This window comes from Kutzneria chonburiensis (assembly GCF_028622115.1).
Classification (GTDB): domain Bacteria; phylum Actinomycetota; class Actinomycetes; order Mycobacteriales; family Pseudonocardiaceae; genus Kutzneria; species Kutzneria chonburiensis.
Window position 1 is genome coordinate 10318679 of sequence record NZ_CP097263.1, and the last position, 24634, is coordinate 10343312.

A 24634-nucleotide genomic window follows, 5' to 3' on the forward strand; every position below is an offset into this window, starting at 1 on the left:
GTGCGAGACCGACTTTCTGCCCTAAAAGGATTGTCGACGGTCGCTCAGGATTTCCGCACGGGTCACACCAGCTGACCTCCCTGCGGAAGGTTCCACCCATATGTTCTCCAGCAGAGCAGCCGTCGTCGCGGCGGCGTTGGCCGCGTCCTCGCTCATCGCGGGCGGGCTCGCCGACGCCACCACGACGTCCGCGCCGAGCGACCAGGTCAGCACGGACGGCGCGGGACGGGTCATCGCGGTCGAGCCGGGCACCCCGGTCGCCGCGCCCAACGGCGCCAGCACGGCGTCGGCGGCGCAGGCCCACACCGCGAAGTTGGCTCAGCAGTTCGGGTTGTCGGTCGGCGAACTGGTGCTTTCGGACGTTCGGCAGCTGCCCGGCGGCAGCGTGGCCCGCCTCCAGCAGAAGATCAACGGCGTGCCGGTGTTCGGCGCCCAGGTCGTCCAGGATCTGGACGCCTCCGGCGCGCTGCTGGCCGCGGTCGGCAAGACCTCGCAGCGCAGCACCGGCGCGTTCCCGGCTGTCGGTGCCACCGCGCAGGCCAAGGCCAGCACCGCGGCCGTCGCCGCCGTCGCGGCGAAGGACAGCACGGCCAAGGGTTTGCGTGCCGACGCCGTCCAGAACTACTGGTACGACTCGAGCCTGGCCACCGACGGCGCCCCGGCCGCGGCCGTGCCGGCCTACTTCGTGCCGGTGCACGGGGCCGACCCCGAGGACAAGTGGACGGTCGTCGTCGGCGCCGAGAGCAGCAAGGTGCTGACCGTTTGGGGCGAAACGAAGCACGCTGTCAACCGCGTGGTGTGCGACGCCAACCGTAAGATCGTCGACCTCGACGTCGCCACCGAGGCTGACATCCGCTGCGGCGCGGGCCTGGCCTTCGGCCCGACCCGCAGCGAGGGCCAGGCGGCCGTCGCCACCGCCGACGTCAACAAGGTCTATGACTACTTCGGTGCGGCGCAGTCGTTCTACAGCAAGTACACCGGCTACGACCTGACTGCCAACATCGGCGCGAACTTCAATGACGGCAAGGGCAAGGCCCTGCGCGGCACCGTGCGGATGTGCGAGATCAGCACCGGGCGTGACGGCCTGCGTCACCAGCAGTGCCCGTGGGCCAACGCTTTCTGGGACGGCGAGCAGATGGCCTTCGGTGAAGGCGTCACCACGATGGACATTACCGGCCACGAGCTCACCCATGGCGTCACCCAGCACACCTCGGCCCTGGCCGGCGGCTACGCGGCGGCGATCAACGAGGGCATGTCCGACGTGTTCGGCAAGTTCATCGCGCTGAAGTCCAACGACCCCAACGCCGCCGGCGCCAACCGCTGGCTGCTCGGCGCCGGCTCGTCGCTGGGCCAGGTGCGGGACATGAAGACCCCGGCCAACTCCGGCGAGGGCCCCGGCCCGGACCGCGTCAACGGCCAGTACTGGGTCGGGCCCGATGGTGAGGAGCACACCGACGCCGGCGTCGTGGGCAAGGTCGACTACCTGATCACCGACGGCGACACCTTCAACGGGCAGACCATCCGCGGCATCGGCGAGGACAAGGCGATCGCGCTGTGGTGGAAGGTGGAGAACCTGCTCCGCTCCACCGCCACGTTCAAGGACCTCGGCAACGCGCTGAACACCGCGTGCACCACCAACGCGCGGGCCAAGGTCGCCGGCACCACGACCTCCGACTGCACCCAGGTCGCCAAGGCCGTGAAGGCGACGCAGCTGAACCAGAACGCCTGATTGTTGCTTTTCGAGGCGCGGCCACCGCTTTGGTGGCCGCGCCTCATTCTCGTGCGGCGACGATGAGCGTGGTCGTCAGCTCGATGTGGTCGGCCAGCGCCGCGACCGCCGCGTCGGCGTCGCCGTCGATCGTGTACTGGAGGATCGTCGCGTGTTCCTGGGCCGGGTCGCGCGCCGCGTCCGTGGCATCGATCGCTTCCGACCAGCGCCGGTACAGGCAGGCGCTGGTGCGCAGCGCCGTGGCTATTGCATACAGTCTGCGGCTTTCGCAGCCGGCCAGCAGGGCGTCGTGGAAGTCCGTGTGGGCTGCTTCCCACTCCGGCGTGACCCGGGTCGGGTCTTCTTCGTTGCGGCGTTGCGTGTTGGCCAGCGTGAAGTGGGCCGCGACCAGCCGGGCACGCCACGCCATGTCGCCGCGTTCGATGCCTCGGCGTAGGGCCAGGCCTTCGATGTCCATGCGGGTTCGGGTCAGGTCGAGCAGGTCTTCGACCGAGATCGGCGTGACCTGGAAGCCCACCTGTGGGCTGGCCAGCACCAGGCCCTGCTCGGCCAGCCGGCTCAGCACTTCGCGGAGCAGGCCCACGCTGACGTCGTAGACCTGGCACAGCGGGGCGAACTTCAGCCGCTCGCCCGGGGCGAAGCGGCCGCCGAGGATGTCGGTTCGCAGCCGGTCGAGCACCTCGTCCGTGCGGGTCTTCGCGCTGGTGGGCATGGTCCGCAGCCTATATGACTTCGACATCGTCGTGGAATTTCGAACATCTCTTGACACCTCGAAGGTCCGCCATCGAGACTTCTCGCCCATGACCACCACTCAGCGCCGTGTTGTCGTGACCGGCGGCGGCACCGGCATCGGCGCCGCCGCGGCCGGGTTGTTCGCCGAGGCTGGCTACGACGTCACCATCACCGGCCGCCGGCCCGACGTCTTGGCCGCCACCGCTGCCCGCCTCGGCGTTTCCCACGTCGCTTTCGACGCCGCCGATCCCCTTGCCGTGCAGGCATCTTTGGACCGCTTACCGTCTTCCGTCGATGTCTTGGTCAACAACGCCGGCGGCAACACCGACCGCCGCCGCCCCGCCCCCGTCGACCTCGCCGGCATCGCCGACGCCTGGCGGGCCAACTTCGCCGCCAACGTCCTGACCACGGTCCTCGTCACCGAGGCCCTCAAGCCCCTCCTGTCCGACAACGCCCGTGTCGTCACCGTCGGCTCCATCGCCGCCAAGCAGGGCTCCGGCTCTTACGGTGCCGCCAAGGCCGCCCTCGAGGCGTGGAACGTCGACCTCGCCCGTTCCCTCGGCCCTCGCGGCATCACCGCCAACCTTGTCGCCCCCGGCGTCACCCTCGACACCGAGTTCTTCGCCGGCACCGTCACCCCCGACTGGGTCGCCTCCCGCGTCTCCACCGCCTTCAACCGCCGCCCCGCCACCCCCGCCGAGATCGCCTCCACCATCTTCTTCCTCGCCCGCCCCGACTCCGCCCACCTCACCGGTCAGGTAATCCACGTCAACGGCGGCGCTTACACTGCCCGCTGACTTCCTTCGTCGCCAGCACGTCTTCTCCACCCATGGCTGGCGACGTTGGCGCGATATCATCGGTTTCGCGCTGTTCACAGAGACAAGAGGGGCCGTGGAATCCGAGCAGGACCTTATGGCTGGCGCGAAAGAGGCAGCGCGCGAACTCTTGGCGACCAATGCGACTGGTGCGCGAGTCGACTCGCGGGACGTACGTCGGGTCAAGGTCAGCCTGTCCGACCCGGCCCGTCATGGCGACTTGGATGCGCAGAACCTGCTTGGTGCGCTTGAACTTGAGATCGAGCGCAAGCCGAAGAGGGCCCGGCAGTGGTTCGAAATGTCGGCGGCCGCTGGGGACGCGGCGGGTCAGCGGAGCCTGGGACATCTCTATTCGAACGGCCTTGGCGTGAAGGCCGATGAGGCCCGGGCGGCGGAGCTCTTTCGTACGGCCGCGGCCGGTGGTGATTCGTTTGCCCAGTACAACCTGGCCGTAGTGAATGTGCGGGCGGAAGGTGCGTACTGCACGTACGACGAGACTCTGAAGCTGCTGGAATCGGCGGCAAGCGGCGGGGTGGTCGAGGCGGCAGCGAAGCTGGGAGACCTGCTGGCGCAGGTGGATCGCGACACGGAGGCGCTCGACTGGTACGTCCGAGCGGCAGCTGCCGGCCACGTCGGAGCGATGAACGCGGCTGCCTCCTGGTTTCGGGACGGGACGGCCGGAGACCCGGATGCGGTGCAGGCCGTGCGCTGGTTCTTGTCGATGCTCAACCAGGGCAACGGTGACGGGATACACGAGGCAATCGAGGCAGCTCGGGGGATGGCGCCGGATGAGATACGGAAGGCGGCGTTGCTTGCCGGTCGGCCAGGCGACGCCGACGCCATAATCGCCACGATCTTCTCGTAGGCGCATCGCATCCGTGGCGATTGGCGCGTAAAAGTCCGGCTCCCGTGTAGGAGCCGGACCGACGCGGTCAGGGCTTGCGCAGCAACAGGAAGACGCTGGGGCCGAAGAAGGTGTGGGCGAGCATGCGCTGGCTGGCGACCTCGGCGGCGAGGTGGACGCGGTGGGACAGGACCTTCTTCAGGGTGGTGCTGCGCAGGTTGGAGACGGAGAGCATCTGCTCGGTGCGCAGGCCGGCGCGGGAGAGCTGCTCGATGACGGTGTGGGGATTGTGGTTGACGAAGGCGATCTCGTCGTCGTGGCGGTTCTCGGGGGAGCGGATGTCGACGGGCAGGTGGGGAATTCGCTGACCCTTCAAGAGATAACGCACGCGGTTGCGGGCGTGGGCGAGGTTGGCGACCTCGATCACGGCGGTGCCGCCGGGGCGTAGCACGCGGGAGATCTCGGCGAACTCGGTGCTGGGCTCGGGAATGTGGTGCATGACCCGGATCATCGTCACGAGATCGAGCGCGGCGTCGTCGAAGGCCAAGGCGTCGGCCTGCATCTGGCGGTGCTCGATGCGGGGATGGTCGGCCAAGAACGTGGCGGCGATGTCCAACTGCCGGCTGCTGGGCTCGGCCAACGTCACGCGCTCGGCGAACTCCTGCAGCAGCACGCAAAGCCGGCCGTAGCCGCCACCGATGTCGGCGGCGTGGTCGAAGTGCTGGCCCTGCAGCAGCCGGCGGATCGCGGCCTGCTCGGCGGCGTTCTCGTAGTCACGGCCGTCCCAGTAGCGCAGATAGTCATGGGCCGGAGCGTCGTAGAAATCGGCTCGCTTGCTCACTTTATTCCCCCTCGCCGGGTGTGGCTCTTAGACGCGTGCCCGTCGGGGAGGATGCCCGGCTTGACCGAACCGTTACCGATGCCGGAAGAACGCAGGCCCACCCCGGGCGGGGTGGGCCTGCGGACAACGGGGTGTCAGCCGGGGTACTCGGGGTTGAAGCGCTCGTTGGTGAAGTCGTAGCAGGGGTTCTGCACGAAACGGCGGTAGTTGCTGGAGTTGAGACCGTCGACGGACAGGCACATGCCGCTGTTCACGTTCTGGAACGAGGCGGTGCCGCCGTTGTAGTCCCAGTCCATCCGCCACTGCTGGTTGACGCCGATCTGGCAGGTGTACTGCACGATGGGGTTGCCCTGGACGACGCTGTAGTTCAGGTCGTCGAGGCACTTGCCGGTGGCGACGTTCTGCAGCCAGAACACGTTGGGCTGGCCGTTGACCTGCCCGAGCCGCCAGGCCTGGTTGTTGCGGAATGTGCAGGTGTACTGGTCGACCGGCGCGAAGTTGTCGAGACGACCCGGATCGACCTGCATGCACTTGATGTCGAGGCCGGTGGTGCCGCTGTTGGACCACAGGAACACCACGTCACCGCTCACCGGCGGCGGAATGACGTTGTCGGCGAACGCGGGGGTGACGCCGGTGAGGGCCAGCGCGGCGGCGACGAGCGGCACCAGCAGCAGGCGGGGGAAAACGGCATGGGGATTCCTCAAGAGATACGAATGCGGGCCCGGCGAACAGTAGAGATCGTGATACCCGGACTCCAGGACGAACCGGCGGAAAAGCCGGCGGAAATCAGATCGGGAGGGCGGGGTGGTGGTGGATGGGGTCCAGGTCCGGCCCGGGCGGCAGAAGCGCTCGGACCGGCGGACCGGGTGGGGGCGAGGGTGGGCGGCGCGGCCGGATGAGGGCAGTCAGGCCAGTTGCGCCAGGTGTTCGCGAATGCGGACCTGGTCCGGGAGGCCGAGAGGGTAGGTCAAGGCCTCCTCGAACAAGGGTGAAGCGTCGGGGGAGCCGGTGGCGGCGGCGGTGAGGCCGAGGGCCAACAGGGCGAGGCCGGTGGCCTGGGCGTGCTCGACGCGGCGGGCGAGGGCCAGGGCACGGTGGGCGGTGGAGCGGGCGTCGGACCACAGCGTCAGACCGGCCTGGGCTTGGGCGAGAAGGGCCAAGGTGAAGGCCTCGGAGCCGGGCTCGCCGAGGGCGGCGAAGGTGGCGGCGGACTCGGCCAGCAAAGCGGCGGCGGCAAGGTGATCGCCGGTGTCATTGCGGACGGCGCCGAGGTTGAGCTGGGCGACGGCGATGCCGCGCCGGTCGCCGAGCTCGCGTTTACGGGCGAGGGCGGCGGAGTGGTAGCGGATGGCCTCGGGGTAAGCGCCGCGGTCGTGGGCCAAGGCGCCGAGGTTGTTGAGGGCAATGGTCTCGCGGCGGGCGTCGCCGGCCATGCGGGCCTGAGAAAGCACGCCGGTGTACGCGGCGGCGGCCTCCTCGTAACGGCCGGCGAACTTGTGGGCGTTGCCGATCAAGGTCAACGTCGCGGCCTGGCCTTCGGGGTCGGCGTCGAAAGAGGCAGAGAGTGCCAACGCCAACGCGGCGTCGGGGTCGCCGCTCTCGTTGGCCAAGATGGCAGCCCCGAGCAAGGCCCAGGACTGGGCACCGCCGGCGACGGCGGCCGCCGCGGTGAGCATCCGACGGCCCTCGGCGAACCGGCCCCGCGCCACATAATGGCTGGTCAAGGCGCGAATGGTGGCTACGGAAAGCAGACCGGGCGCGGCGTCGACTGCATACTGTATGGCGGCTCGTACGTTCTCCAGCTCGTCGGCCAGCCGCGGATCGCTGTCACGGACCAGACGCAGGAAATGCGAGGCGTGTGCATGCCGATCGGCAGCAGAAGTGAGCTGGTCCTCCACGACCTCACGAATGGTGTCGAGCATGCCGATCCGGGTGCCGCCGGCCCGATCCACGACGGTGATCAGGCTGTGCGCGGCCAAAGTCGTCAAAGACAGCGGTGGTGCACCGAGAACGGCCTCGACGTCGACCGGATCGGCCCCACCGGCGAACGCGCCGAGCAGCCCGAACAGTTGCCGATCGAGATCGGTGAGCCCACGCGTGCTCCACTCGACGGTCCGACGGAGGCTGACGTGACGGTCGGCCAGGTCGACGGTGTCGCCATGCAGACTGCGGACCTGGGCCAGTACCTGGGCCGGCGACTGGGTACGGAGTCGAGCCGCCGCCAACTCCAACGCCAGCGGCAAACCGTCCAACCGCCGACACAACGCGGCGACAGCAGCGGCATTGTCCGATGTGAGCGCGAACCCGGGTCGAACCGCGGCGGCGCGCTCGACCAGAAGCTGAACCGCCGCACTGGAATCCAGTTCGGCATCGCCGTCCGGAATGGACAGTGGAGCTAACGGCCACAGGTGCTCGCCCCGTAACCGCAACGGTGACCGGCTGGTCGCCAACACGGTCAGCCGTGGACACGAAGCCAGCAGCGTGGCGACGGTCCCAGCTGCGGCGGCCACGTGCTCGAAGCTGTCCAGCACCAGCAGCCAACGTCCGTCACCGATCAACGCTGCCGGCGAAGGCGTACGCAGCGACTCGGCCAGCGCCTGGGGGACGTCGTCGGGATGCCGCAACGGGCTCAGGTCGAGGCCGTGCACGGAATCGAACCGCGCCGCCCGCCAGCCGACCTCCAGTGCCAGCCGGGTTTTGCCGACCCCTCCGGTGCCGGTGATTGTCACCAGCCGGGAATCCGCAATGAGCCGGAGCACCGCCGTCAGGTCGGCGGCCCGGCCGACGATCGACGTGACCGGGGCTGGCAAAGCTGGGCGAACGGGCGTGTGCTTACGGGTGTTAGGTGGAGGCGCGGAGCGGGCGGACCGAGTGAACGCCTCCTGCTCCTCCGCGGTCAGACCCAGCGCGCCGCCGAGCGCGCGGAGCGTCTCGCGCTGCGGCCGCCGCGTGGCGCCGCGCTCGATCTCGCCGATCGCCCGCACGCTGATCCCGCTCTGCTCAGCCAACTGTTCCTGCGACAGGCCGCGACTGCTGCGCAGTCCTGCCAACATCTCGGCGAGCGACATCCGCACAAACTAGTGCACCCGCACATCGGCCTGCACCGTCGACTCGTCGAAACCGGTGGTGCGCACGGTGACGTCCAGTCGCCACAGGCCGGCGTTGGGAATGGTCATCTGCTGGGCGACGTACTGGCCGGCGCTGGTCCGGACCAACGGCACGGGCACCGAGCCGACCCCGCCGGACGGCAGGGACAGCGTCACGGTCACCTCGGGCACGTCCCGGTTGACACCACGGTCGTCCCGCACGTTGATCGCGACCTGGTTGTCCCCGGCGACCGCCGGATCGACCCAGACCTGGACGTCGCCGCCGCTCGACAACCCGAGGGATCCCAGGTAGGGCCCGGTCTGCGCGGCGACGGTGGTGGGACGAACCGTGGTGTCGGCCGGCGACGTCGAGACCAGTGCGGCGGTCAACCCGAGTACCACCAAGGCGATCGCGGTCTCGCCCCCGACCGACCACCGCAGCCGCGACACCGCGAGCCGATGCGCCGCGGCCTCGGCCCGGGTCGGTCGGGTGCTGACAGCCAGCACTCGTACCAACGATCTTGACGCTGCGGCAACGCACAGCAGGAGGCCGAAGGTGGCCAGCTTGAACAGCAACAGCCGGACATAGCCGGAGCCGTCGAGCGCCGCCGACAGGTTGACGTCCCGTAACGCCATGACCACACCGGATCCGGCCAGTACGACAACCGAAACCGTTGCGACAAAGGAGAAACGGCGAGCAGCGCTGAACACCTCGGGCCGAGCGCCGACCAGCACACAACCGGCGAGCACAGCCAAGCCGCCCAACCACACCGACATCGCCAGCAGGTGCAGTGAGTCCGCAGCCAGTGCGAGCCCCCAGCCGTCGCCGACGCCGTCGTGCCCGGCCCCGCTCCACGTGACCGCCAACACGGCCCCGGCGGCGAGCACCAAAACCGGCTGGGAAGGGAGGAAACGCAGGGCTATCAACGCTCCGAGCCGAATCACCAGCAGCACACCGAACGTCGTACCGAGGGTGTCGCCGAGCAGCGCCGGATCGACAGCGCTGAACAGCGAGGTGCCGGCGACGTTCGCGCCTTGCAGCAAAAGGGATCCAACCGCGGAGCCGATAGCGGTCCACCACGCGATACGCCGCACCAGCAGCACCCGGCCGTCGCCGCGACCCGCCGGCCAGCAGTAGGCGACGAAAAACGCACTGCCGACCAGCAACGCGATGCTGAGGTACGAAAGCCAGCGCGCCAGCCAGAACACCATGCCCACCAATGGGTCTGCGCCGGCCTGTGCGCCGGCATCCACCACCGGCGCGGCACGGGCAGCGCCGACGCTGAACACCAACGCCCCGTGCACCGGGTGGGAGTCCGCCGACACCACGCGCCACGTCACCGAATACGCGCCGTCCCGCAAGCCGGGTAACGACATCCGCAGCGTGTCCGAACCGCCGGCGACGGCGGCGACGGAGCCTACGGACCGCCCCTGATCGTCCAGCACCGTGAAGCCGTCGCGCGCCGGGGTTATCGCTTCACTGAAGCGGAAAACCACCTCCTTCGGGGCCACGGACAGATGCTCGCCGTTGGCCGGCGTTGTGCTGATCAACGTCGCGTGCGCGGAGGCGGGGGCAGCCGTGAACACGAGCCAGCCGATCGCCACGACGGCGACCACGAGCGCCCGCGTCATCGCCGACCGAACGACACGTCGTGCTCACGGCCGAGCGCCGCCTTCCCCACGGTGGCGAGCAACCGGTCGTCATTGTCGTGCCGCACATAGAAAGTCAGGTCGCGCATGATCCGCTCCACCGGCGACGGCCGGATCAGGCTTCGGGCCCCGCACACTCGGACGCAGTTGTCCAGCACGGCCAGTGCGAGGTGCTCGACGGCGTGCCGAGCTCGGACGCCGGCAACGCGCGCCTCGTCGACCTGCCACGCGTCCCACAAAGCGGCGACATGGCGCAGCCACAGCTCCGCTGACTCCACGGCGACCGAGATCGCGCCGATTCGGTGCTGCACATAGGGATCGTCGTCCTTGCCGGACCGCAGCACCGAATTCGTCGCGTAGTCGGCCAAAGCGTCGGCCGCGCCGAGGAAGCTCGCCGCGTAGTGCGGCAGGAACGCGGCCTGCCAATGCTGCGTCAGGTATGCCCCGGGCGGGCCGATCTGGTTGGCGTCGGGGATGAACGTGTCGTCGAACTCCACGACATGGCTGGCCGTGGCCCGCATGCCGACCGGATCCCACCACGAATTGTCCACCCGCACCGAGGAATCGCAGAGATCGCAGGCCAGCATCAGCACGGTGTCGTCGGAGCCGGCATGCCGTGCCCCGCCCGGACCGGCCGGATCGACCAGCAGGATGGCCCAGTCCGCGCCGGTCGCGCTGGTGGCGAAACCCTTGCGGCCCCTGACCTTCCAGCCGCCGTCGACCCTGGTCACGGTGGTGCCCAGCGGCCGGGGCTCGCCGCTCCACGCCACCCACTTGTGGCCGCGGTGCACGATGCCGTCGAACCAGCGCTCCCGTTGTTCCGGCGTGCCCAGGGCGTCGATGAGCAGCAACGAGTTGGCGTGCCCCTCCCAGCACCGGGCCAGCGCGAGGTCGGCTGCGGCGATCTTGCGGGTCATGGCCCACAACGTGTAGGTGTCGCCGCAGCGCGGTCCGAGCCCGAGGCCGCCGTGCTCGGGCGGCACGGTCGGCGCGTGCAGGCCGGTCGCGAACAGGTCGTCGAAATCGGCGGCCGGAAAGGCGGCCGACCGGTCGTACTCGTCGGCTCGGGCGGCGAACTGCTTGGTCAGGGTGTCCAAAAGGGACAGTGGGTCGGTCATGGCAGGGGTCACTCCTCGCGACGGTCGGTGCGCAGGGCGGCCGCGGCGACGGGCGGCATCTGGTGTCCGGTCATCAGCCGGAACTGGCGCGCGACCTCGACGACGAGGACGTCCCAACCGTCCACGACGGTCAGTCCACGACGCCGCCCGGCGGCGGTGAGCGCGGTCTCCCGCGACCCGTAGGTGAGGTCGACCAGTATCGAACCGGGACGCATTGCCTTGACCTCGAACGGAAGTTCGTCACGCACTGTCGTCGCGTGCACCACGAGGTCGTAGTGCCGGGCATCGAATCGGTGCAGGGGAACGAAGTCGAGCCCGAGCAGGGCGGCAGCCCGCGCGCCGCGGTCGCCGTCCCGGTTGACCATGGTCGGGAACAGGCCGGCGTGCAGCAGCCCGATGGCCGCGCCTCGGCCCGCGCCGCCACAGCCGACGACTGCGGCCCGCCGGCCGGCCAAGCGAATGCCCTTCAACGGCCGGAGGACACCGACCGGATCCGTGCAGAAGGCCCGCCAGCCGCGAGATCCGTGGACGAGCAGGTTCGCGCCGTCGGCCCGGGCCGCGTCGACACTGGCCGAGTCGGCCAGCCGCACGGCCTCGGTCTTGTGCGGCGACACCACCGTCAGGCCGGTGAACGTGTCCTTGATGGACTCGAACCGAGGCTCGAACCGGGGTGTGGTCATCGGCACGAAGAACGCCGGCAGGCCGAGCTCGTGATAGGCCGCGTTGTGTAGTCGGGGTGACAAAGAGCGGCTGACGTCCGTGCCGACGATGCCGAAGAGCATCTCGACGGCGTGCAGCCGGGGAAACCGGTAGTCGTGCAGCAACTGCGCCAGGCCGGGCATGCCGTCGGGCCCGGCTTCCCCGAAACGGCAGAACGCGACCCGGGCGCCGAGTCGTGGGGCCAGCAGTCGGCTCCACATGCCGGCCGGTCCGGTCTCGTACGCCGTGACATCGCCACGGCCGAGCTTTCGCAGCATCCGCAACGGATCGGCGGTCTCCACCACATGCAACCGCGCGCCGATGCCGAGGCCGGCCTGGCCACGCCAGAGAATCTGCCGGCGGTGCGGGGGAACCGCGTCGAGCATCCCCGCGGTGAGGTCGGTTTCGGCCTCCAACTCCACCACGTCGTAACGGCGTGCGGCGTGCAGCAGCCGGCGGTGTCGATCATCAACACCGCCGGCGTGCCGGCCGCCGGCCGCCGAGCTGCGCAGGCTGTAGATCAGCGAGGCGGCAGTGGAATCCTTGAGGACAAAGGGATCGAGATCGCCGACGAGATCGGCGCGGACCTGGATCCCGGCCACCGCGTCGGGCAGCCGGGACAGGTCGCCCGGCGGGTCGGTGAGGCAGGCCACCACCGAACAGGTGTCGGGGGCGGCCATCGTTCGGGGGCTGGACATCGCCATCACAACCCCGACAATTCGGTGCCATGGAAGCATTCGCGGCAATCGAAGCCCGACAGTGCAAGCGTGCCTACCTCGACCAGCCGGTGCCGGCGTCGCTGCTCGCGCGGGTTCTGCGGGCCGCGGCCTACGCGCCGTCCACCCGCAACGGCCAGCCGTGGCGGGTCGAAGTGGCGGCCGGCGAATGCCGACGGCAGCTGGCTGCGCGGCTGCTCACCGAGTTCGAGCGACAAGGGCCGAAGCCGGACTACCCGAACAGGATGGCAGCCGACGACCCGGCGATCGCCGCACGGGCCGCCGACGCGAACAGGGGAGTGTTGCTGGCCAAGGGATATCGTTTCCCGGACACAGCGGCCCGGCGGGAACACCTGCGGGACAACATGAACTTCTACGGCGCCCCGGTCGAGCTGATCTTCCATCTGGCCGCCGAAGCGCCGCCCGGCTGGTTCCTGGAAACCGGGTTCTTCGTCCAGAACGTGATGCTGGGGCTGGTGGCGGCCGGCCTCGGCAGCTGCCCGCAGTTCAGCGTGGCCGGATATCCCGACGCCATCAGGGAAGTGCTCGGGCTCGGCCCCGACCGGATCATCGTGTGCGGCCTCGCGGTCGGCTACCCGGACGAGTCGGCCGCGGTCAACGGCTACCGGCCGGACCGGGCCGAGCTCGACGAGTATGTGCGGTGGCATGGTCAAACACCCCTGGCCACGGCGACCGGATGACGGTCAAGCCACTCCGTCACCCGCAGCCGCACCAGCGCCTGGATGCGCCCGGCGCTGTCGGCGACGGAGTCGTGGTCCGGCTCCGGCACATCGCCGTCCGGGTCGAGGCAGACGACCCGGACGGCCATCGCCGGAACGAGAGCCACCACCGCGTCCCGCTGGGCCGAGGTGAGACAGAAGACGACTTCGCTCGCGGCGCACATCGCCGGCGTCACCGGACGGGCGGCGTGCCGTGGCGGCGGAATTCCCAGCCCGGCAAGGGCTTCGACCGCCACCGGTCCAAGAGGGGCGCCCGGCCGTGACACCGAAACGCCGGCACACAGCACGCGCCAGGCGCCGCGCCGAAGCTCCTGGCGGGCGATGGCGGCGGCCATCGGCGAGCGAACAGTGTTGCCACCGCAGACGAAAAGCATGACCCGCCGCGACAGCGGCCACCCCTGCCGGTGCAGTGCCAGCATGGTCGGGTAGCTGAGCACCAACGCCGCGACCACGACGATCACCGCGGCGATCACCTGCGCGGCGCTGGGCGGGGCGACGCCGAACACCGCCCGCAGCCCCCACGACGCGGCGACGCCGGCCAGCAGGCTGGAGCAGACGTGCACCGGCACGCAGAACGAGTACTCCCGGCGGTCGAGGAAGATCAGCGTGGTGAACACGAACAGGCCCTCGTAGAGCACGCCGACGCCGAATGCCGGCAGCGCCGCCGGTGTCGCCAGGAACGAGGTGAAACCCACGCGCAACGCTTCGCCGGCCGACCCGATCCCGAGCAGCGCCGGAATACCGAGCAGGATCACCAGGAACACCGGGGTGGTCATGTGCTCTTCGACGAAATACCGCCGGTCTTCGGTCAGCACGCCGCCCTTCACGTGCCGGCTCATCACCAGGAACCGCCCGGTGTAGCCGAGCGCGTAAGCGGCGAGGCTGAGCACGGCCGCCAGTGTCAATCGGTAGTTGTCCACGTCCCGCAGCGCGATCACCGCGGACAACAGGCTCAGCGCGACGGCGATCCCGGAATAGAGTCGAATCCTTCTGCGCCGCACCACGTCCACGGCCGGCGAGATGACCAGTGTGGAAATGCGCATCAACACCAGCATGAGCAGGATGGACACGCCGGGAAAGGTGAAGTTCAGCGTCGTCGAGCCGACGATCAGCGCCATCCACAGCGCCGACCACGCCGTCTCCGGGCCCGGCCACGGCACCGCGAGGCCGCCGAGCCGGCGCCGCCGCGCGTGCTTCCACCAGCGCAACAGGGTCAGCGTCACCGGCATCGCGACCAGCGTGCCGAGCGCCGCGGCGGGCAGCAGCACCAGTCCGCCGACCGGGCCGCCGGTCGCCGGCAGCAGTCCGCCGGACAGGGCCTTGGCCAGCGCGCTGTACGGGGTGTACCACAGGAAATAGCCGATCCCGAGTCCGAGCATGCCGAGACTCGCGTACCGTACTCGGGCCATTCTTTCCTCCCTTGAAAGCGAAACGGAAAGAGCCCTGACAACGATGACCCTCTCGTTGGCGGCCGAGTATGGCAGGATCGTAGTTACGTCAGCAACAAAGCTGTAAGGTATTACCTAGGTGATTGTTCACGGTTGTCCTGCGACAACGTCCCGCCGGTCGGCCGTTCGGCGCAGAGTGTGCCGACCATGGCAGCAGCGGACGATCCTATTGGTCACGCCCTACTAGGAAGAAAACGCCATACCGGCCGGGCGAGACCTGTCCATAAGCTTTCGATCACCGAGTCGCCCCTGAATTAGCGAAGGTGGGCCATGGAAGTCGCCGATCACGTGTGCGCCGCCGACCTGCGGGAAAGGGATTCCCGGCGGCAGCCGCTGGACGTGGCGCCGCTGCTCGGCGTCTGGCATGCCACCGACCGGGACAACCCGGGCGTGGTGCGGCTCGAGCTCGGCCGGCGCGACACCGGACTGGTGGTGCGCTGCTTCGGGGCCGACGAGCCGGAGCCGCTGGACTGGGAGGAGGCGGCGGCGACCGGCTTCGGCTCGTCGGTCGGGGCCACCGAGGCGATGGCCTTCACCGCGCGCTACGACTTCGGCTTCCTCGACGTGACCCTGGCCGCGTACGCCAAGCAGGGCATTCTCGTGCTCGACACGTTCACCGTGTTCAAGGACGGCAGCGGCCGTGCCGACTACTTCACCCGCGAGTTCTTTCACCGATGAACCGGCACATCCGCGCGCTCGACCGCGCCGAAGACCGCGCCGAAGTCCTTGCCGCCCAACCGGTCGACGTCGATCCGCTGCTCGGCGCCTGGGTGAACTACGACATCGACGCCGCCGGCCCGCACCGGCTGTGGATCAGCCGCCGGGGCGCCAGGTTGGTCGTCTCCACCCCGCAGCTGTCCGATGTGGACGGTTCGGCGTTCACGGCCGGCGTCACCGAGACCAGGGCGGTCGGTTTCCTGGCCTACGCCGACGGGATGCTGCTGGCCGCCTACCTCAACAAGCGCCTGCTCGTCGTGGACTCCTACACCCGCGGCCCGGCCGACACCTTCCGCCGCGACCACTTCTACCCCCTCTGATCGAGGTGACGGCGATGCGACGCAGGCCCATCCGGTTCCACTGGAGCATCCCCGGCAGCGGCGCGCACAGCGCGACCCGGGGCGGCGAGGACCGCGCCGCCGTCAACCCGGTCGCCGACCTCGACGCGCAGCTGGAGCTGTGCCGGATCGCCGATGCCGGCGGCATCGACCAGCTGCTGCTGCCGATCGGCTTCCACCGCGCCGACCCGATCACGCTGGCCACCCATTTCGCCGCGCACACCAAGCGGGTCAAGTACATGGTCGCGGTGCGGCCGGGCATCCAGTCGCCGACCTACCTCGTGCAGCAGGTGAACACGGTGTCGGTGGTGACCGGCGGGCGGATCAGCATCAACGTGGTCGCCGGCTACTCGTCCCAGGAACTGCGCTCCTACGGCGATTTCCGCACGCACGACGAGCGGTTCCGACACAGCGACGAGTTCTGGTCGGTGTGCACGGCGTTGTGGCGCAGCCGGGAGCCCGTCGACTTCCACGGCGAGTTCGTGCGGGTGGAGGGCGCGCGGATCAACACCCCGTTCACGGCCGCCGAACGGGTCCGGCCCGAGCTCTACTTCGGTGGCAGCTCGGGCCTGGCGTCCGACCTCGCGATCAAGCACGGCGACGCGCTGCTTCGGCTGGGGGGCACCCCGGACGAGGTGGCGGGGCGCATCGGCGGGGTGCTCGCGGCTGGTCGCGAGGTCGGACTGCTGTTCTCCGTGGTGTCAAGACCGACCAGACGGGAGGCCGTGGACGCGGCCATGGCATTGATCGACCTGGCCGGCGAGCAGGCCAAGGCGGTGCAGGACCGATTCCGCAAGGAGAGCGCGGAATCCGTCGGCTTCGCCACGACATATGGCCTGGGGGAAGGGGATGCGCACTGGCCGCGCCCGTACCTGTGGACCGGCGCGATCCCGTTCCTCGGCCCGCTGTCGCTGGCCCTGGTCGGCACGCCGGACGAGATCGCCGCCGCGCTGCTGGCCTACCGCGACGTCGGCGTGACCCAGTTCCTGTTCCACGGCCGGCCGGACATCGAGAGCCTGCCCCATTTCTGCCAGGAGATTCTGCCCCGGGTGCGGGAACGCGAAGCGGCCGGCGGGTGACGGCGATGCGCGTGCTGTTCGTCGCCACCGGCGCCCTTCCGCACCTGTTTCCGTTGGTGCCACTGGCTTGGGCCTGTCGTGCCGCCGGCCACGAGGTCCGGCTGGCCAGCACGGCCGCCGTGGCCGATGAGCTGGTACGGACCGGTCTGCCGGCGGTCGTCCTCGCCGCCGCGCCCGACCCACGGCTGGCCGAGGTCCGGCAACGGCTGATCCCGTTGATCCACACGCAGCCGCCGTGGCCGCCGGACTGGGCCACCCACGTGCAGCTGCTGGCCGAGGCGCAGCGGGAATACCTGCGGCTGCTGGGAACCGCGCTCGCCCTCGGCGCCGACGCCATGCTGGACGATTTGGTCTTCTTTGCCCAGCAGTGGAAACCCGACATCGTCGTGCACGACGCGATCAGCTACGCCGGCGAGGTCGTCGCGCAGAAGCTCGGAATCCCCAACGTCCGCCACAATTTCGGCGTCGCAACGCAACCACCGCTGTACGCCGGCATTCCCGAATACCACGACCTGTTCAACCGACACCACACAGCCGTCCGAACCGAGCCCACCGCCACGGTCGATGTCACGCCGCCGACCATGCGCCTGCTCGACCAGCCGGTGATCAGCGAGAGATACGTGCCGTACAACGGATCCGGCGTCGTGCCGACGCCGGAGGGCGGCCGGCCCAGGGTGTGCGTGACATGGGGGCACACCTCGGCCCGGGCGCTGGGTGCGGCCGCAGCCGCACCGTACCTGCTGGCCATCGAAGCGATGGCCGGCATCGACGCACAACTGGTGATCGTCACGACAACAGCGCAGCTCAAGGCTTTGCCGGAGCTGGAATCGACGGTCTGGACGGCCCCGGACACGCCGTTGCACCTGGTCCTGCCGCACTGCGATCTCCTGGTGCACCAAGGCGGCGACGGCACGACGCTCACCGCGGCCTCGCTCGGCGTGCCGCAGCTGGCCATCACCCGCAAGCCCGACGCGGAGATCGTCGGGGCCCGGATCGCCGCCTGCGGCATTGGCAAACACCTGTACTACCAGGAGATTCGGGACGGTGATGGCGTGTCGACAGTGCAGCGGGCCGTGGCCGAGCTGCTGGAGGACCGCGCGCGTCTGACCGCCGCCGGCGCGCTGCGGGCGGAGATCGAACAGCAGCCGCCGCCCGCCGCGATCGAACCCGAGCTCGCGGCCCTGGCCGGCTGAACCGGAGGAGACCATGCGCGTCCTGTTCACCGCCGTCGCCGGCCGGCCGCACCTGTTTCCGCTGGTGCCGCTGGCCTGGGCCTGCCGCGCCGCCGGCCACGAGGTCCGGCTGGCCAGCGCGCCGTCGGCGGCGGAGATCATCGTCCACACCGGACTCCCGGCGGTGATCGTCGGTTCCGGGCCACGGCAGAGCGCGCAGGACCGCACCAATCTCGTCCGGGCCGTGTACGGGCAGCCCCCGTGGCCGCGCGACTGGCCGGCCATGCTGTCCCGGCTCGACGACGGGCAGCGGGCGTTGCTGGCTCGGCTCGGGCGCTACCTGGTCACCGCTTCGGACGCGATGACGGACGGCCTGATCTCCTTTGCCCAGCAATGGAGACCCGATGTGATCGTGCACGACGCGATCACCTACGCCGGCGAGGTCACCGCGCGGAAACTGGGCGTCCCCAACATCAAGCACAACTTCGGCACCGCCGCCCAGCCGCCGTTCCACACCGTCCCGGAGTACAAGGAGCTCTTCCGCAAGCGCCGCACCACACCACGGGCGCCGACCGCGATCATCGAACCCACCCCGCCGACCATGCGGTTCCCGATGGTCCTGGAACCGGTGCTGGACATGCGTTACGTGCCGTACAACGGTTCCGGCGTCGTGCCGCGCTGGCTCACCACGCCGCCCCGCCGCCCGCGGGTCTGCGTGACCTGGGGCTACACCGCCCCGGACGTGCTCGGCGCGGCGGCGGCCGACCCGTATCGGCTGGTCATCGATGCCCTGGCGTCGCTCGACGTGGACGTGGTGGTGGTGACGACCGCCGACCAGCTGGACCGGTTCGGGGCGTTGCCCCCACGGGCTCGTGCCGCGCCATCGGCGCCGCTGCATCTCGTGCTACCGCATTGCGACGCCATCGTGCAGCAGGGCGGCGACGGCACGACCCTCACCGCCGCCGCGGCCGGGCTCCCACAGCTGGCCATCACCGCCAAGCCGGACGCGGAGATCGCCCCGGACCGGCTCAGAGCCGTCGGCGCCGGCATTCACCTGTACCACCAGGAACTTCGGGTCGATCCGCACCAGGAGGACACGATCCGGGAAGCGGTTTCCACGCTGTTGACGGACCCGCCGATCATCGACGCCGCGGCCCGGCTGCGCGCCGAGATCGGGCGCATGCCCGCGCCGGCCGACCTGGTCGCGACGATCGAGAAATCGAGGTGACGGCCATGGCCGACGACATCGTGCTGGTGAAACCGGTCATGCCGGCCGCCGACCAGGTGGCGCGGGCCGTCAGGACGGTGTTCGACAGCGGCGTGATCACGAACGACGGGCCACGGGTCCGGGCGTTCGAGCAGCAGCTGTCGGCCCGGCTGGGCAGCGACGACTTGGCGGTCTGCGCCAGCGGCACCACCGCGATCCAGCTGGCCTGCGGCGCGCTGAGGCTGACCGGCGAGGTCATCGTGCCGGCGGCGGCCTTCCCCGCCGTCTGGCAGGCCGTGCTCCGGGCCGGGGCGAAGCCGGTCGGCGTCGACATCGAGCCGCGCTACCTCACCCTCGACCCGAGAGCGGTCGAGGCGGCGATCACGCCGGCGACGTGCGCGATCTTGGCCGTCCACACCTTCGGCTGCCCGGCGGACATCGACGAGCTGACCAGGATCGCCGCCCGGGCCGATGTTCCGCTGGTGTTCGACGCGGCGACCTGCTGGGGCATCGGCTACCGGGGCCGTCCGCTGCTGTCGTACGGCGATGTCGCGACGCTGAGCCTGCACGCGATGAAGCTGACCCATTCGGTCGAGGGCGGCGCGGTGGTGGGCAACGGCCTGCGCGTCGCCGACTGGATCCGGCGGCTGCGCAACTTCGGCATCGGTGGGGAAGGGGCTTTGGCCCAGGGCACCAACGCCCGGATGAGCGAGTTGCACGCGGCGATCGGCGAGGTGGTGCTGGCCGAGTCCGACGCCGAGATCACCCGGCGCGTGCAGGTCCGACGCTGGTATGAAGACGGACTGCATACAGTCGACTGGTTGACAGTCGGCGCGTTCCGGCCGGAGGCCGGACCGAACGTCGCGGCGATGCCGATCATGCTCAACGCCGATGCCCCGGTCGACGCGACCACGCTCTGCCAGGAACTGCACCAGCGCCGCATCCACGCCCGCGCCTACTTCACCGGCTACTACCGGCCGAGCTCGCTGCGGCTGGCCGGCGCCATCCCGGTCGCCCACGACATCGCCAACCGCCTGGTCTGCCTGCCGTTCTGGGGTCGGCTCACCGAACAGCACATCGCCCGCGTGATCGACGCGCTCACCGAGATAGGACGCCACCATGCGCCTGCTGTTCACCTCGCTGGCCACGCCGCAGCACCTGTATCCCCTGGTGCCGTTGGCCTGGGCGGCCCGCGCGGCCGGCCATGAGGTGGTGTTCGCCGGCACGCCGGCCATCGCCGCCGCGGCCGTCCACACCGGACTCCCGGTCGCGGTCGTCGGCACGGACCGGCCACCGAACTCCTTGACCGGGCCTGGGACAACGGCCGCGACGTACGGGCACGACCGGTTTCCGCCGGACTGGCCACTGCGGCCGCACCGGCTGACGGCCGGCCAACGGGCGCTGTTGGATCAGCTGGGCCGTAATTCCGCCGCCGCGGCCGACGCCATGACCGGCGAGCTGATCGCGTTCGCCCGGGCCTGGCGACCGGACGTGATCGTGCACGACACGGCCAGCTTCGCCGGGCCGGTCGCGGCGGCCGTGCTCGGCCTGCCCAACGTCCGGCACCTGACCGGCGTCGGGTTGCGGCCGATGGAACGCAAGGCCGGCAGCTGGGATCCGCTGTCGGAGTACGCCGCGTTGTTCGACCGGCACAACGTGCCGCCGAGACTGCCGCCGACCCTGACCATCGATCCGTCGCCACGCAGCCTGCGGTTGCCGGTGGACGGACTGTGCCTTGAGCAAAGGTTCGTGCCGTACAACGGGGCCGGGACGCAGCCGCACTGGCTGCTCGCGCCGCGCAAACGGCCGCGGGTGTGCGTGTCCTGGGGCTACAGCGTGTTGAGCGCGGCGCTGGCCCTCGGCCGCGAGGCGATCATGCCGTGCCTGGCGACGATCACCGGTCTCGTCGAGCTGGACGTCGAGGTCGTGTTGCTGGCCACGGCCCGTCATCTGATGCTGCTCGGGGGGTTGCCACCGGCCGTGCGGGTGGTGGAGTCCACGCCACTGCATCTCGTGCTGGCCGACTGCGACCTGATCGTGCACCAGGCCGGCGATGGCACCGCGCTGACCGCGGCCGCGCTCGGCGTGCCCCAGCTGACGGTGACCAGCAAGCCGGATCCGGCGCTGACCTCTGACCGACTGGCCGCCGTCGGGGCGGCGATCCACCTGGCGTACCGGGACGTCGCCGCCGATCCCCAGCCGCGCAAGCTCATCGCCGACGCGGCGGAGAAGATGCTGGCCGACTCCTCCTACCGCGCCGCCGCCGCCCGGCTGCGGCGGGAGATGGACGGCCAACCCGCGCCGGCCCAGGTGGTGCCGGTGCTCGGCCGACTGCTGGAGCGATCGTGAACGAGCAGACGTTCGGCGACCTGCATGCCGGCCACTACGACCTGCTGCACCCGGCCAAGGACTACGCCGCCGAGGTGGACCAGATCCGGACCGTGTTGGACGAGGACGCCCAGTCGGTGATCGATCTCGGCTGTGGCACCGGCCGACATCTGGACCTGTTGGCCGAAGACGGTTTCCGGGTGTTCGGCGTGGACCGGTCGCCGTCGATGGTCGAGCAGGCCGGGAAACGCCTGGCCCGGCACGGTGATCGGGCCGAGGTCCGGACGGCCGACCTGATCAGCTTCACCGCGCCGGCCCGGTTCGATGCCGCGATCATGATGTACTCGCTGCTCGGCTACCAAGTGTCCAATGTGGATACTCTGGCCGCGTTGGCCTCGGCGCGACGACAGCTGCGGCCGGGCGGCGTGCTGGTGTTCGACCTGTTGGACGCCACCGCAGTGCTCGGTTCGGCTTGTCCGCCCGATGGCCTCGCCGTGCGTGATGACGGCGGGGAACGGCTGCTGTGCGCGCATTCGACCGTGGTCAACGTGGCCGAGCAGGTGCTGGACCTTCGGTTGCGAATGTGGCTGCTGCACGGGGACTTCATCGTCGACCGGTCCGACGAGCTGCACCGGATCCGGCTGTTCCTCGACGCGGAGCTCGCGTTGCTGCTGCGTGCCGCCGGCTTCGAGCCGCTGGGCTCGGCGCCGCTGGCCGGAGCGCACTCGCCGGACTGGTTCCGGCTGGTGTCGGCCAGACGAATCGAGTACGGAGGAGGCCACCGTGGACCATGACATCTTCGGGCCGCTGCACGCGGGCTGGTACGACCGCTGGCACGAGCACAAGGACTATCCGGCGGAAGTGGCCCAGATCGAGGAGATTCTGCTCAAGGAGGTGCTGGACAAGGAAGGGCCGGCGCCGTCGGTGATCGACCTCGGCTGCGGCACCGCCCGGCACCTGGAGCGGCTGGCCGCGGCCGGCCACGAGGTCCTGGGCGTGGACCGGTCGCCGGTGATGGTGGAGCAGTCCAAGGCCCGGCTGGCCCGCTACGGCGACCGGGCGAGCGTGGTCCAGTCGGATCTGCTCGACGTCACGGTCGACCGCCCGTTCGACGCCGCGATCATGATGTTTTCCGTGCTGGGCTACCAAACCGGCAACGACGAGCTGCTGGCAGCGCTGGCGACCGTGCACCGCGCGGTCCGTCCCGGCGGGCTGTTCGTCTTCGACATCCTTGACGCCACAGTGGTGTTGCGGGAAGGGCCCAAGGGTGGGGTCACGGTCGTGCACGACGGTGATCACCACCTGCTGCGGGCCACCACCGGAAAGCTGTTTCCGCAGGAGCAGGTCTACGAGTTGGGCATGCAGCTGTGGCTGATGTGCGGCAATCGGGTGCTCGACTGCGTCAAGGAGTCGCACCGCCTGCGCTACTTCCTGCGCCGCGAGCTCGACCTGGCCCTGGGCATGACCGGCTTCCGCACGCTGGGCAGCGCGCCGCTGGCCGGCGGCCAGTCCGGGCCGTCACGGGAGTGGAGCCGACTGGTGTGGGCCCGGCGCATCTGACCGCACCGGCAGCACGGCCAGCGCCGCGATCACGGCCAGCGCGATTGCCGTGCCGGACAACAGAAAGACGGTGGCGGGCGGGAAAAACCCGGTGGCCAGGCCGCCGAGCCCGAGCGCGCCCATGCCGGCCGTGCGCAGCAGGCCGTTCAACGCCGCCTGCACCCGCCCCACTACCGGTTTGGGCGCTCGCAACATGATCAGCGTCGTGGCGGCGACGTTCACCACACCGGCCCCGACGCCGGCGCACGCGTAGCAGATGAACACCTCGGCCAGATTGCCGGCCAGGCCGACGCCGACCAGGCCGGCGGCCATGCCGACGGATGCCGACACGACGGTGAGCAACGCTCGCGCCGGCGTGGCGATGCCGCCGGAGAGCACCGTGCCGACCAGCGCGCCGCCGTTGAACACCGCGGTCAGCAGGCCGAACGCCGTGGTGCTAGCACCGAAACTGTCCCGCACCAGGAAAACCTCGGCCACGGACACGCCTTCGCCGATCAGGATCAGCACCACCAACAGTCCGACGATCACCGTGATCGGCCGGTCCGTGGTCAGCACGGTGAACCCGCCGTGCCACCGCGTCCGGCCGCCGGTCGGCACCGGCTGTCCAGCCCGGATCGTCAAGCAGATGCTTGCCAGCGCAAGGAAAGTGACCGCGTCGGCCCACAGCGGAACGGTCGCACCGCCGGTCAGCCCGGTCAGCATTCCGCCCATCGGCGGACCGGCGAGCACGGCGACCATGTTGGCCCCCTGTTGCATGCTGGTTGCCGCCGCGAATCGTGGTGGGGGCACCGATCGGACCAACACCGTGACAAATGCCGGGCCGGTTACGGCCGACGCAGTGGCGTTCAGTGCGACCAATGCCAGCAGCAGCACGGGATCGTGCACGGCAGCCAGCAGCGCGCACAGAAAAGCCTGCCACAGGCTGCTGATCGCGATCAGCAGCCGGCCGTCGACGGTGTCGGCCAGCCAGCCGGCCAACGGCGCGGCCAACGCGAGCGGCACCGTGCCGGCGGCCAGCAGGCTTGCCACCGCCCAACTGTCCGCACCTTCGTCGTGCAGCCGCAGCAACAACGCGACCACCGCGACTTCGCTGCCCATTGTGGACAGCGCACGGCCCGCGGTCAGCAGCACAAGGTCTCGTCGCATCGCGTGCCCTACTCAGGTAGCAACCGGCTACTTAGGCAGTTCCACTCATTTCCCGTGGCACACAAGCACTGGCAGATTCACAGCAACACGACAGTACGCCGTGTCGCCGGAGGAGCACAGATGAAAGTTCCGCCGAAAGCTCGGATTGCCGGCCTGCTCGTCATGACGGCGGCGCTGGCCGCCGCGGCGATCGGCGTCTCGGCCATGGTCGGCCCGGCCGGCCCGGCGGAGTCCAGCGCGAGGGTCGGCGGCCTGACGGCCAGCGTCGGCGACACCGGCTGGCTCGGCATGGACCACGACATGTCGACCACGGCGTCCGGATACCAGATGCCGCCGGCGATGATGCCCGGCATGCCCGCCTCCGGCGACGACCGGCTGTCCGTCGCCGTCACGGTCGTGAACACCGGCACGGACACCGTCACCTTCCACCCGGCCACCGAGTTCACCCTGCACGCCGGCCCGGCCGCGACCGACGTCGCCGTGTACGGCGGGACTTTCGGTGAGCTGCCCCGGCTGGGCCCGGGCGCGGCGATCACCGGCACGCTGTTCTTCGACCTGCCGCCCGCCTCGCTCGACCGCACGGCCTGGCTGGACTGGAACCGTCCGGGAGGTGCCGCTCGACTGTCCATTCCGGACGCCGCCATGACCATGAACCATTAGCACACGGCG

23 protein-coding genes are annotated in these 24634 nt (G+C 70.0%); 14 read left to right on the forward strand and 9 right to left on the reverse strand.

Annotation, left to right across the window (positions count from 1 at the left end; all coding sequences use genetic code 11):
• Positions 1–100: 100 nt before the first annotated feature.
• Positions 101–1729, forward strand: coding sequence for a M4 family metallopeptidase (locus M3Q35_RS48070; protein ID WP_273939357.1), 1629 nt, complete (start codon positions 101–103; stop codon positions 1727–1729).
• A 43-nt stretch (positions 1730–1772) separates the two neighbouring features.
• Here M3Q35_RS48070 and M3Q35_RS48075 read toward each other — a convergent pair whose 3' ends face one another.
• Positions 1773–2441, reverse strand: coding sequence for a GntR family transcriptional regulator (locus tag M3Q35_RS48075; RefSeq protein ID WP_273939358.1), 669 nt, complete (start codon positions 2439–2441; stop codon positions 1773–1775).
• A gap of 88 nt (positions 2442–2529) precedes the next feature.
• On the opposite strand from M3Q35_RS48075, the gene M3Q35_RS48080 reads away from it, so the two are divergent.
• Positions 2530–3258 (forward strand): SDR family NAD(P)-dependent oxidoreductase, encoded by a 729-nt coding sequence (locus M3Q35_RS48080; protein WP_273939359.1) that lies wholly within the window; start codon positions 2530–2532, stop codon positions 3256–3258.
• 94 nt (positions 3259–3352) lie between these two features.
• Positions 3353–4141 (forward strand): tetratricopeptide repeat protein, encoded by a 789-nt coding sequence (locus tag M3Q35_RS48085; protein ID WP_273939360.1) that lies wholly within the window; start codon positions 3353–3355, stop codon positions 4139–4141.
• Between the two features lie 67 nt (positions 4142–4208).
• Here M3Q35_RS48085 and M3Q35_RS48090 read toward each other — a convergent pair whose 3' ends face one another.
• The 6 genes from M3Q35_RS48090 to M3Q35_RS48115 all read right to left on the reverse strand — a co-directional run bounded on the left by M3Q35_RS48090 (position 4209) and on the right by M3Q35_RS48115 (position 12212).
• The gene (locus tag M3Q35_RS48090) at positions 4209–4961 is read right to left on the reverse strand and encodes a class I SAM-dependent methyltransferase (protein WP_273939361.1); all 753 of its coding nucleotides are present in this window, start codon (positions 4959–4961) and stop codon (positions 4209–4211) included.
• Positions 4962–5095: 134 nt separating this feature from the next.
• Positions 5096–5665, reverse strand: a complete 570-nt coding sequence (locus tag M3Q35_RS48095) for an RICIN domain-containing protein (RefSeq protein WP_273939362.1) — start codon at positions 5663–5665, stop codon at positions 5096–5098.
• Positions 5666–5866: 201 nt separating this feature from the next.
• The gene (locus M3Q35_RS48100) at positions 5867–8029 is read right to left on the reverse strand and encodes an ATP-binding protein (RefSeq protein ID WP_273939363.1); all 2163 of its coding nucleotides are present in this window, start codon (positions 8027–8029) and stop codon (positions 5867–5869) included.
• 9 nt (positions 8030–8038) lie between these two features.
• Positions 8039–9679, reverse strand: coding sequence for a copper resistance CopC/CopD family protein (locus M3Q35_RS48105; RefSeq protein WP_273939364.1), 1641 nt, complete (start codon positions 9677–9679; stop codon positions 8039–8041).
• On the reverse strand, positions 9676–10815 hold the full coding sequence (locus M3Q35_RS48110; protein ID WP_273939366.1) for an acyl-CoA dehydrogenase family protein: 1140 nt from the start codon (positions 10813–10815) through the stop codon (positions 9676–9678). Before M3Q35_RS48110 ends, M3Q35_RS48105 begins: the two co-directional genes overlap by 4 nt.
• Before the next feature lie 8 nt (positions 10816–10823).
• On the reverse strand, positions 10824–12212 hold the full coding sequence (locus tag M3Q35_RS48115) for a shikimate dehydrogenase family protein (RefSeq protein ID WP_273939367.1): 1389 nt from the start codon (positions 12210–12212) through the stop codon (positions 10824–10826).
• A gap of 29 nt (positions 12213–12241) precedes the next feature.
• On the opposite strand from M3Q35_RS48115, the gene M3Q35_RS48120 reads away from it, so the two are divergent.
• Positions 12242–12931 carry a nitroreductase gene (locus tag M3Q35_RS48120; RefSeq protein ID WP_273939368.1) on the forward strand — a complete coding sequence of 230 codons (690 nt, stop codon included), beginning with the start codon at positions 12242–12244 and terminating at the stop codon, positions 12929–12931.
• Here the strand turns inward: M3Q35_RS48120 and M3Q35_RS48125 are convergent.
• Complete coding sequence (locus tag M3Q35_RS48125) at positions 12901–14379, reverse strand: arsenate reductase/protein-tyrosine-phosphatase family protein (protein ID WP_273939369.1); 1479 nt, start codon at positions 14377–14379, stop codon at positions 12901–12903. The two genes, M3Q35_RS48120 and M3Q35_RS48125, sit on opposite strands and share 31 nt — an antisense overlap.
• A gap of 309 nt (positions 14380–14688) precedes the next feature.
• Here M3Q35_RS48125 and M3Q35_RS48130 point away from each other — a divergent pair, with 309 nt between their 5' ends.
• Genes M3Q35_RS48130 through M3Q35_RS48170 form a run of 9 tightly spaced genes read left to right on the forward strand, consistent with a single transcriptional unit; the run spans position 14689 to position 22819 of the window.
• Positions 14689–15096 carry a hypothetical protein gene (locus M3Q35_RS48130; RefSeq protein WP_273939370.1) on the forward strand — a complete coding sequence of 136 codons (408 nt, stop codon included), beginning with the start codon at positions 14689–14691 and terminating at the stop codon, positions 15094–15096.
• Entirely contained in the window at positions 15093–15455 is a 363-nt protein-coding gene (locus M3Q35_RS48135; protein ID WP_273939371.1) for a hypothetical protein, read from the forward strand. Before M3Q35_RS48130 ends, M3Q35_RS48135 begins: the two co-directional genes overlap by 4 nt.
• Positions 15456–15469: 14 nt before the next feature.
• Complete coding sequence (locus M3Q35_RS48140) at positions 15470–16552, forward strand: LLM class flavin-dependent oxidoreductase (RefSeq protein WP_273939373.1); 1083 nt, start codon at positions 15470–15472, stop codon at positions 16550–16552.
• Positions 16553–16557: 5 nt separating this feature from the next.
• On the forward strand, positions 16558–17745 hold the full coding sequence (locus tag M3Q35_RS48145; RefSeq protein ID WP_273939374.1) for a nucleotide disphospho-sugar-binding domain-containing protein: 1188 nt from the start codon (positions 16558–16560) through the stop codon (positions 17743–17745).
• Between the two features lie 13 nt (positions 17746–17758).
• A complete protein-coding gene (locus tag M3Q35_RS48150) occupies positions 17759–18952 on the forward strand; it encodes a nucleotide disphospho-sugar-binding domain-containing protein (RefSeq protein WP_273939376.1) in 1194 nt (397 codons plus the stop codon).
• 5 nt (positions 18953–18957) lie between these two features.
• A complete protein-coding gene (locus M3Q35_RS48155) occupies positions 18958–20139 on the forward strand; it encodes a DegT/DnrJ/EryC1/StrS family aminotransferase (RefSeq protein ID WP_273939377.1) in 1182 nt (393 codons plus the stop codon).
• Positions 20051–21280: a nucleotide disphospho-sugar-binding domain-containing protein gene (locus M3Q35_RS48160; RefSeq protein WP_273939379.1), complete on the forward strand. Its 1230-nt coding sequence runs from the start codon at positions 20051–20053 to the stop codon at positions 21278–21280. The genes M3Q35_RS48155 and M3Q35_RS48160 overlap by 89 nt, the downstream gene beginning before the upstream one ends.
• Positions 21277–22053 (forward strand): class I SAM-dependent methyltransferase, encoded by a 777-nt coding sequence (locus M3Q35_RS48165; protein ID WP_273939380.1) that lies wholly within the window; start codon positions 21277–21279, stop codon positions 22051–22053. The genes M3Q35_RS48160 and M3Q35_RS48165 overlap by 4 nt, the downstream gene beginning before the upstream one ends.
• Complete coding sequence (locus M3Q35_RS48170) at positions 22043–22819, forward strand: class I SAM-dependent DNA methyltransferase (RefSeq protein ID WP_273939381.1); 777 nt, start codon at positions 22043–22045, stop codon at positions 22817–22819. The genes M3Q35_RS48165 and M3Q35_RS48170 overlap by 11 nt, the downstream gene beginning before the upstream one ends.
• On the opposite strand, the gene M3Q35_RS48175 is transcribed toward M3Q35_RS48170, so the two are convergent.
• Positions 22778–23965: an MFS transporter gene (locus M3Q35_RS48175; RefSeq protein ID WP_273939382.1), complete on the reverse strand. Its 1188-nt coding sequence runs from the start codon at positions 23963–23965 to the stop codon at positions 22778–22780. The two genes, M3Q35_RS48170 and M3Q35_RS48175, sit on opposite strands and share 42 nt — an antisense overlap.
• A gap of 120 nt (positions 23966–24085) precedes the next feature.
• On the opposite strand from M3Q35_RS48175, the gene M3Q35_RS48180 reads away from it, so the two are divergent.
• The gene (locus M3Q35_RS48180) at positions 24086–24625 is read left to right on the forward strand and encodes a DUF4352 domain-containing protein (protein ID WP_273939383.1); all 540 of its coding nucleotides are present in this window, start codon (positions 24086–24088) and stop codon (positions 24623–24625) included.
• Positions 24626–24634 lie beyond the last annotated feature (9 nt).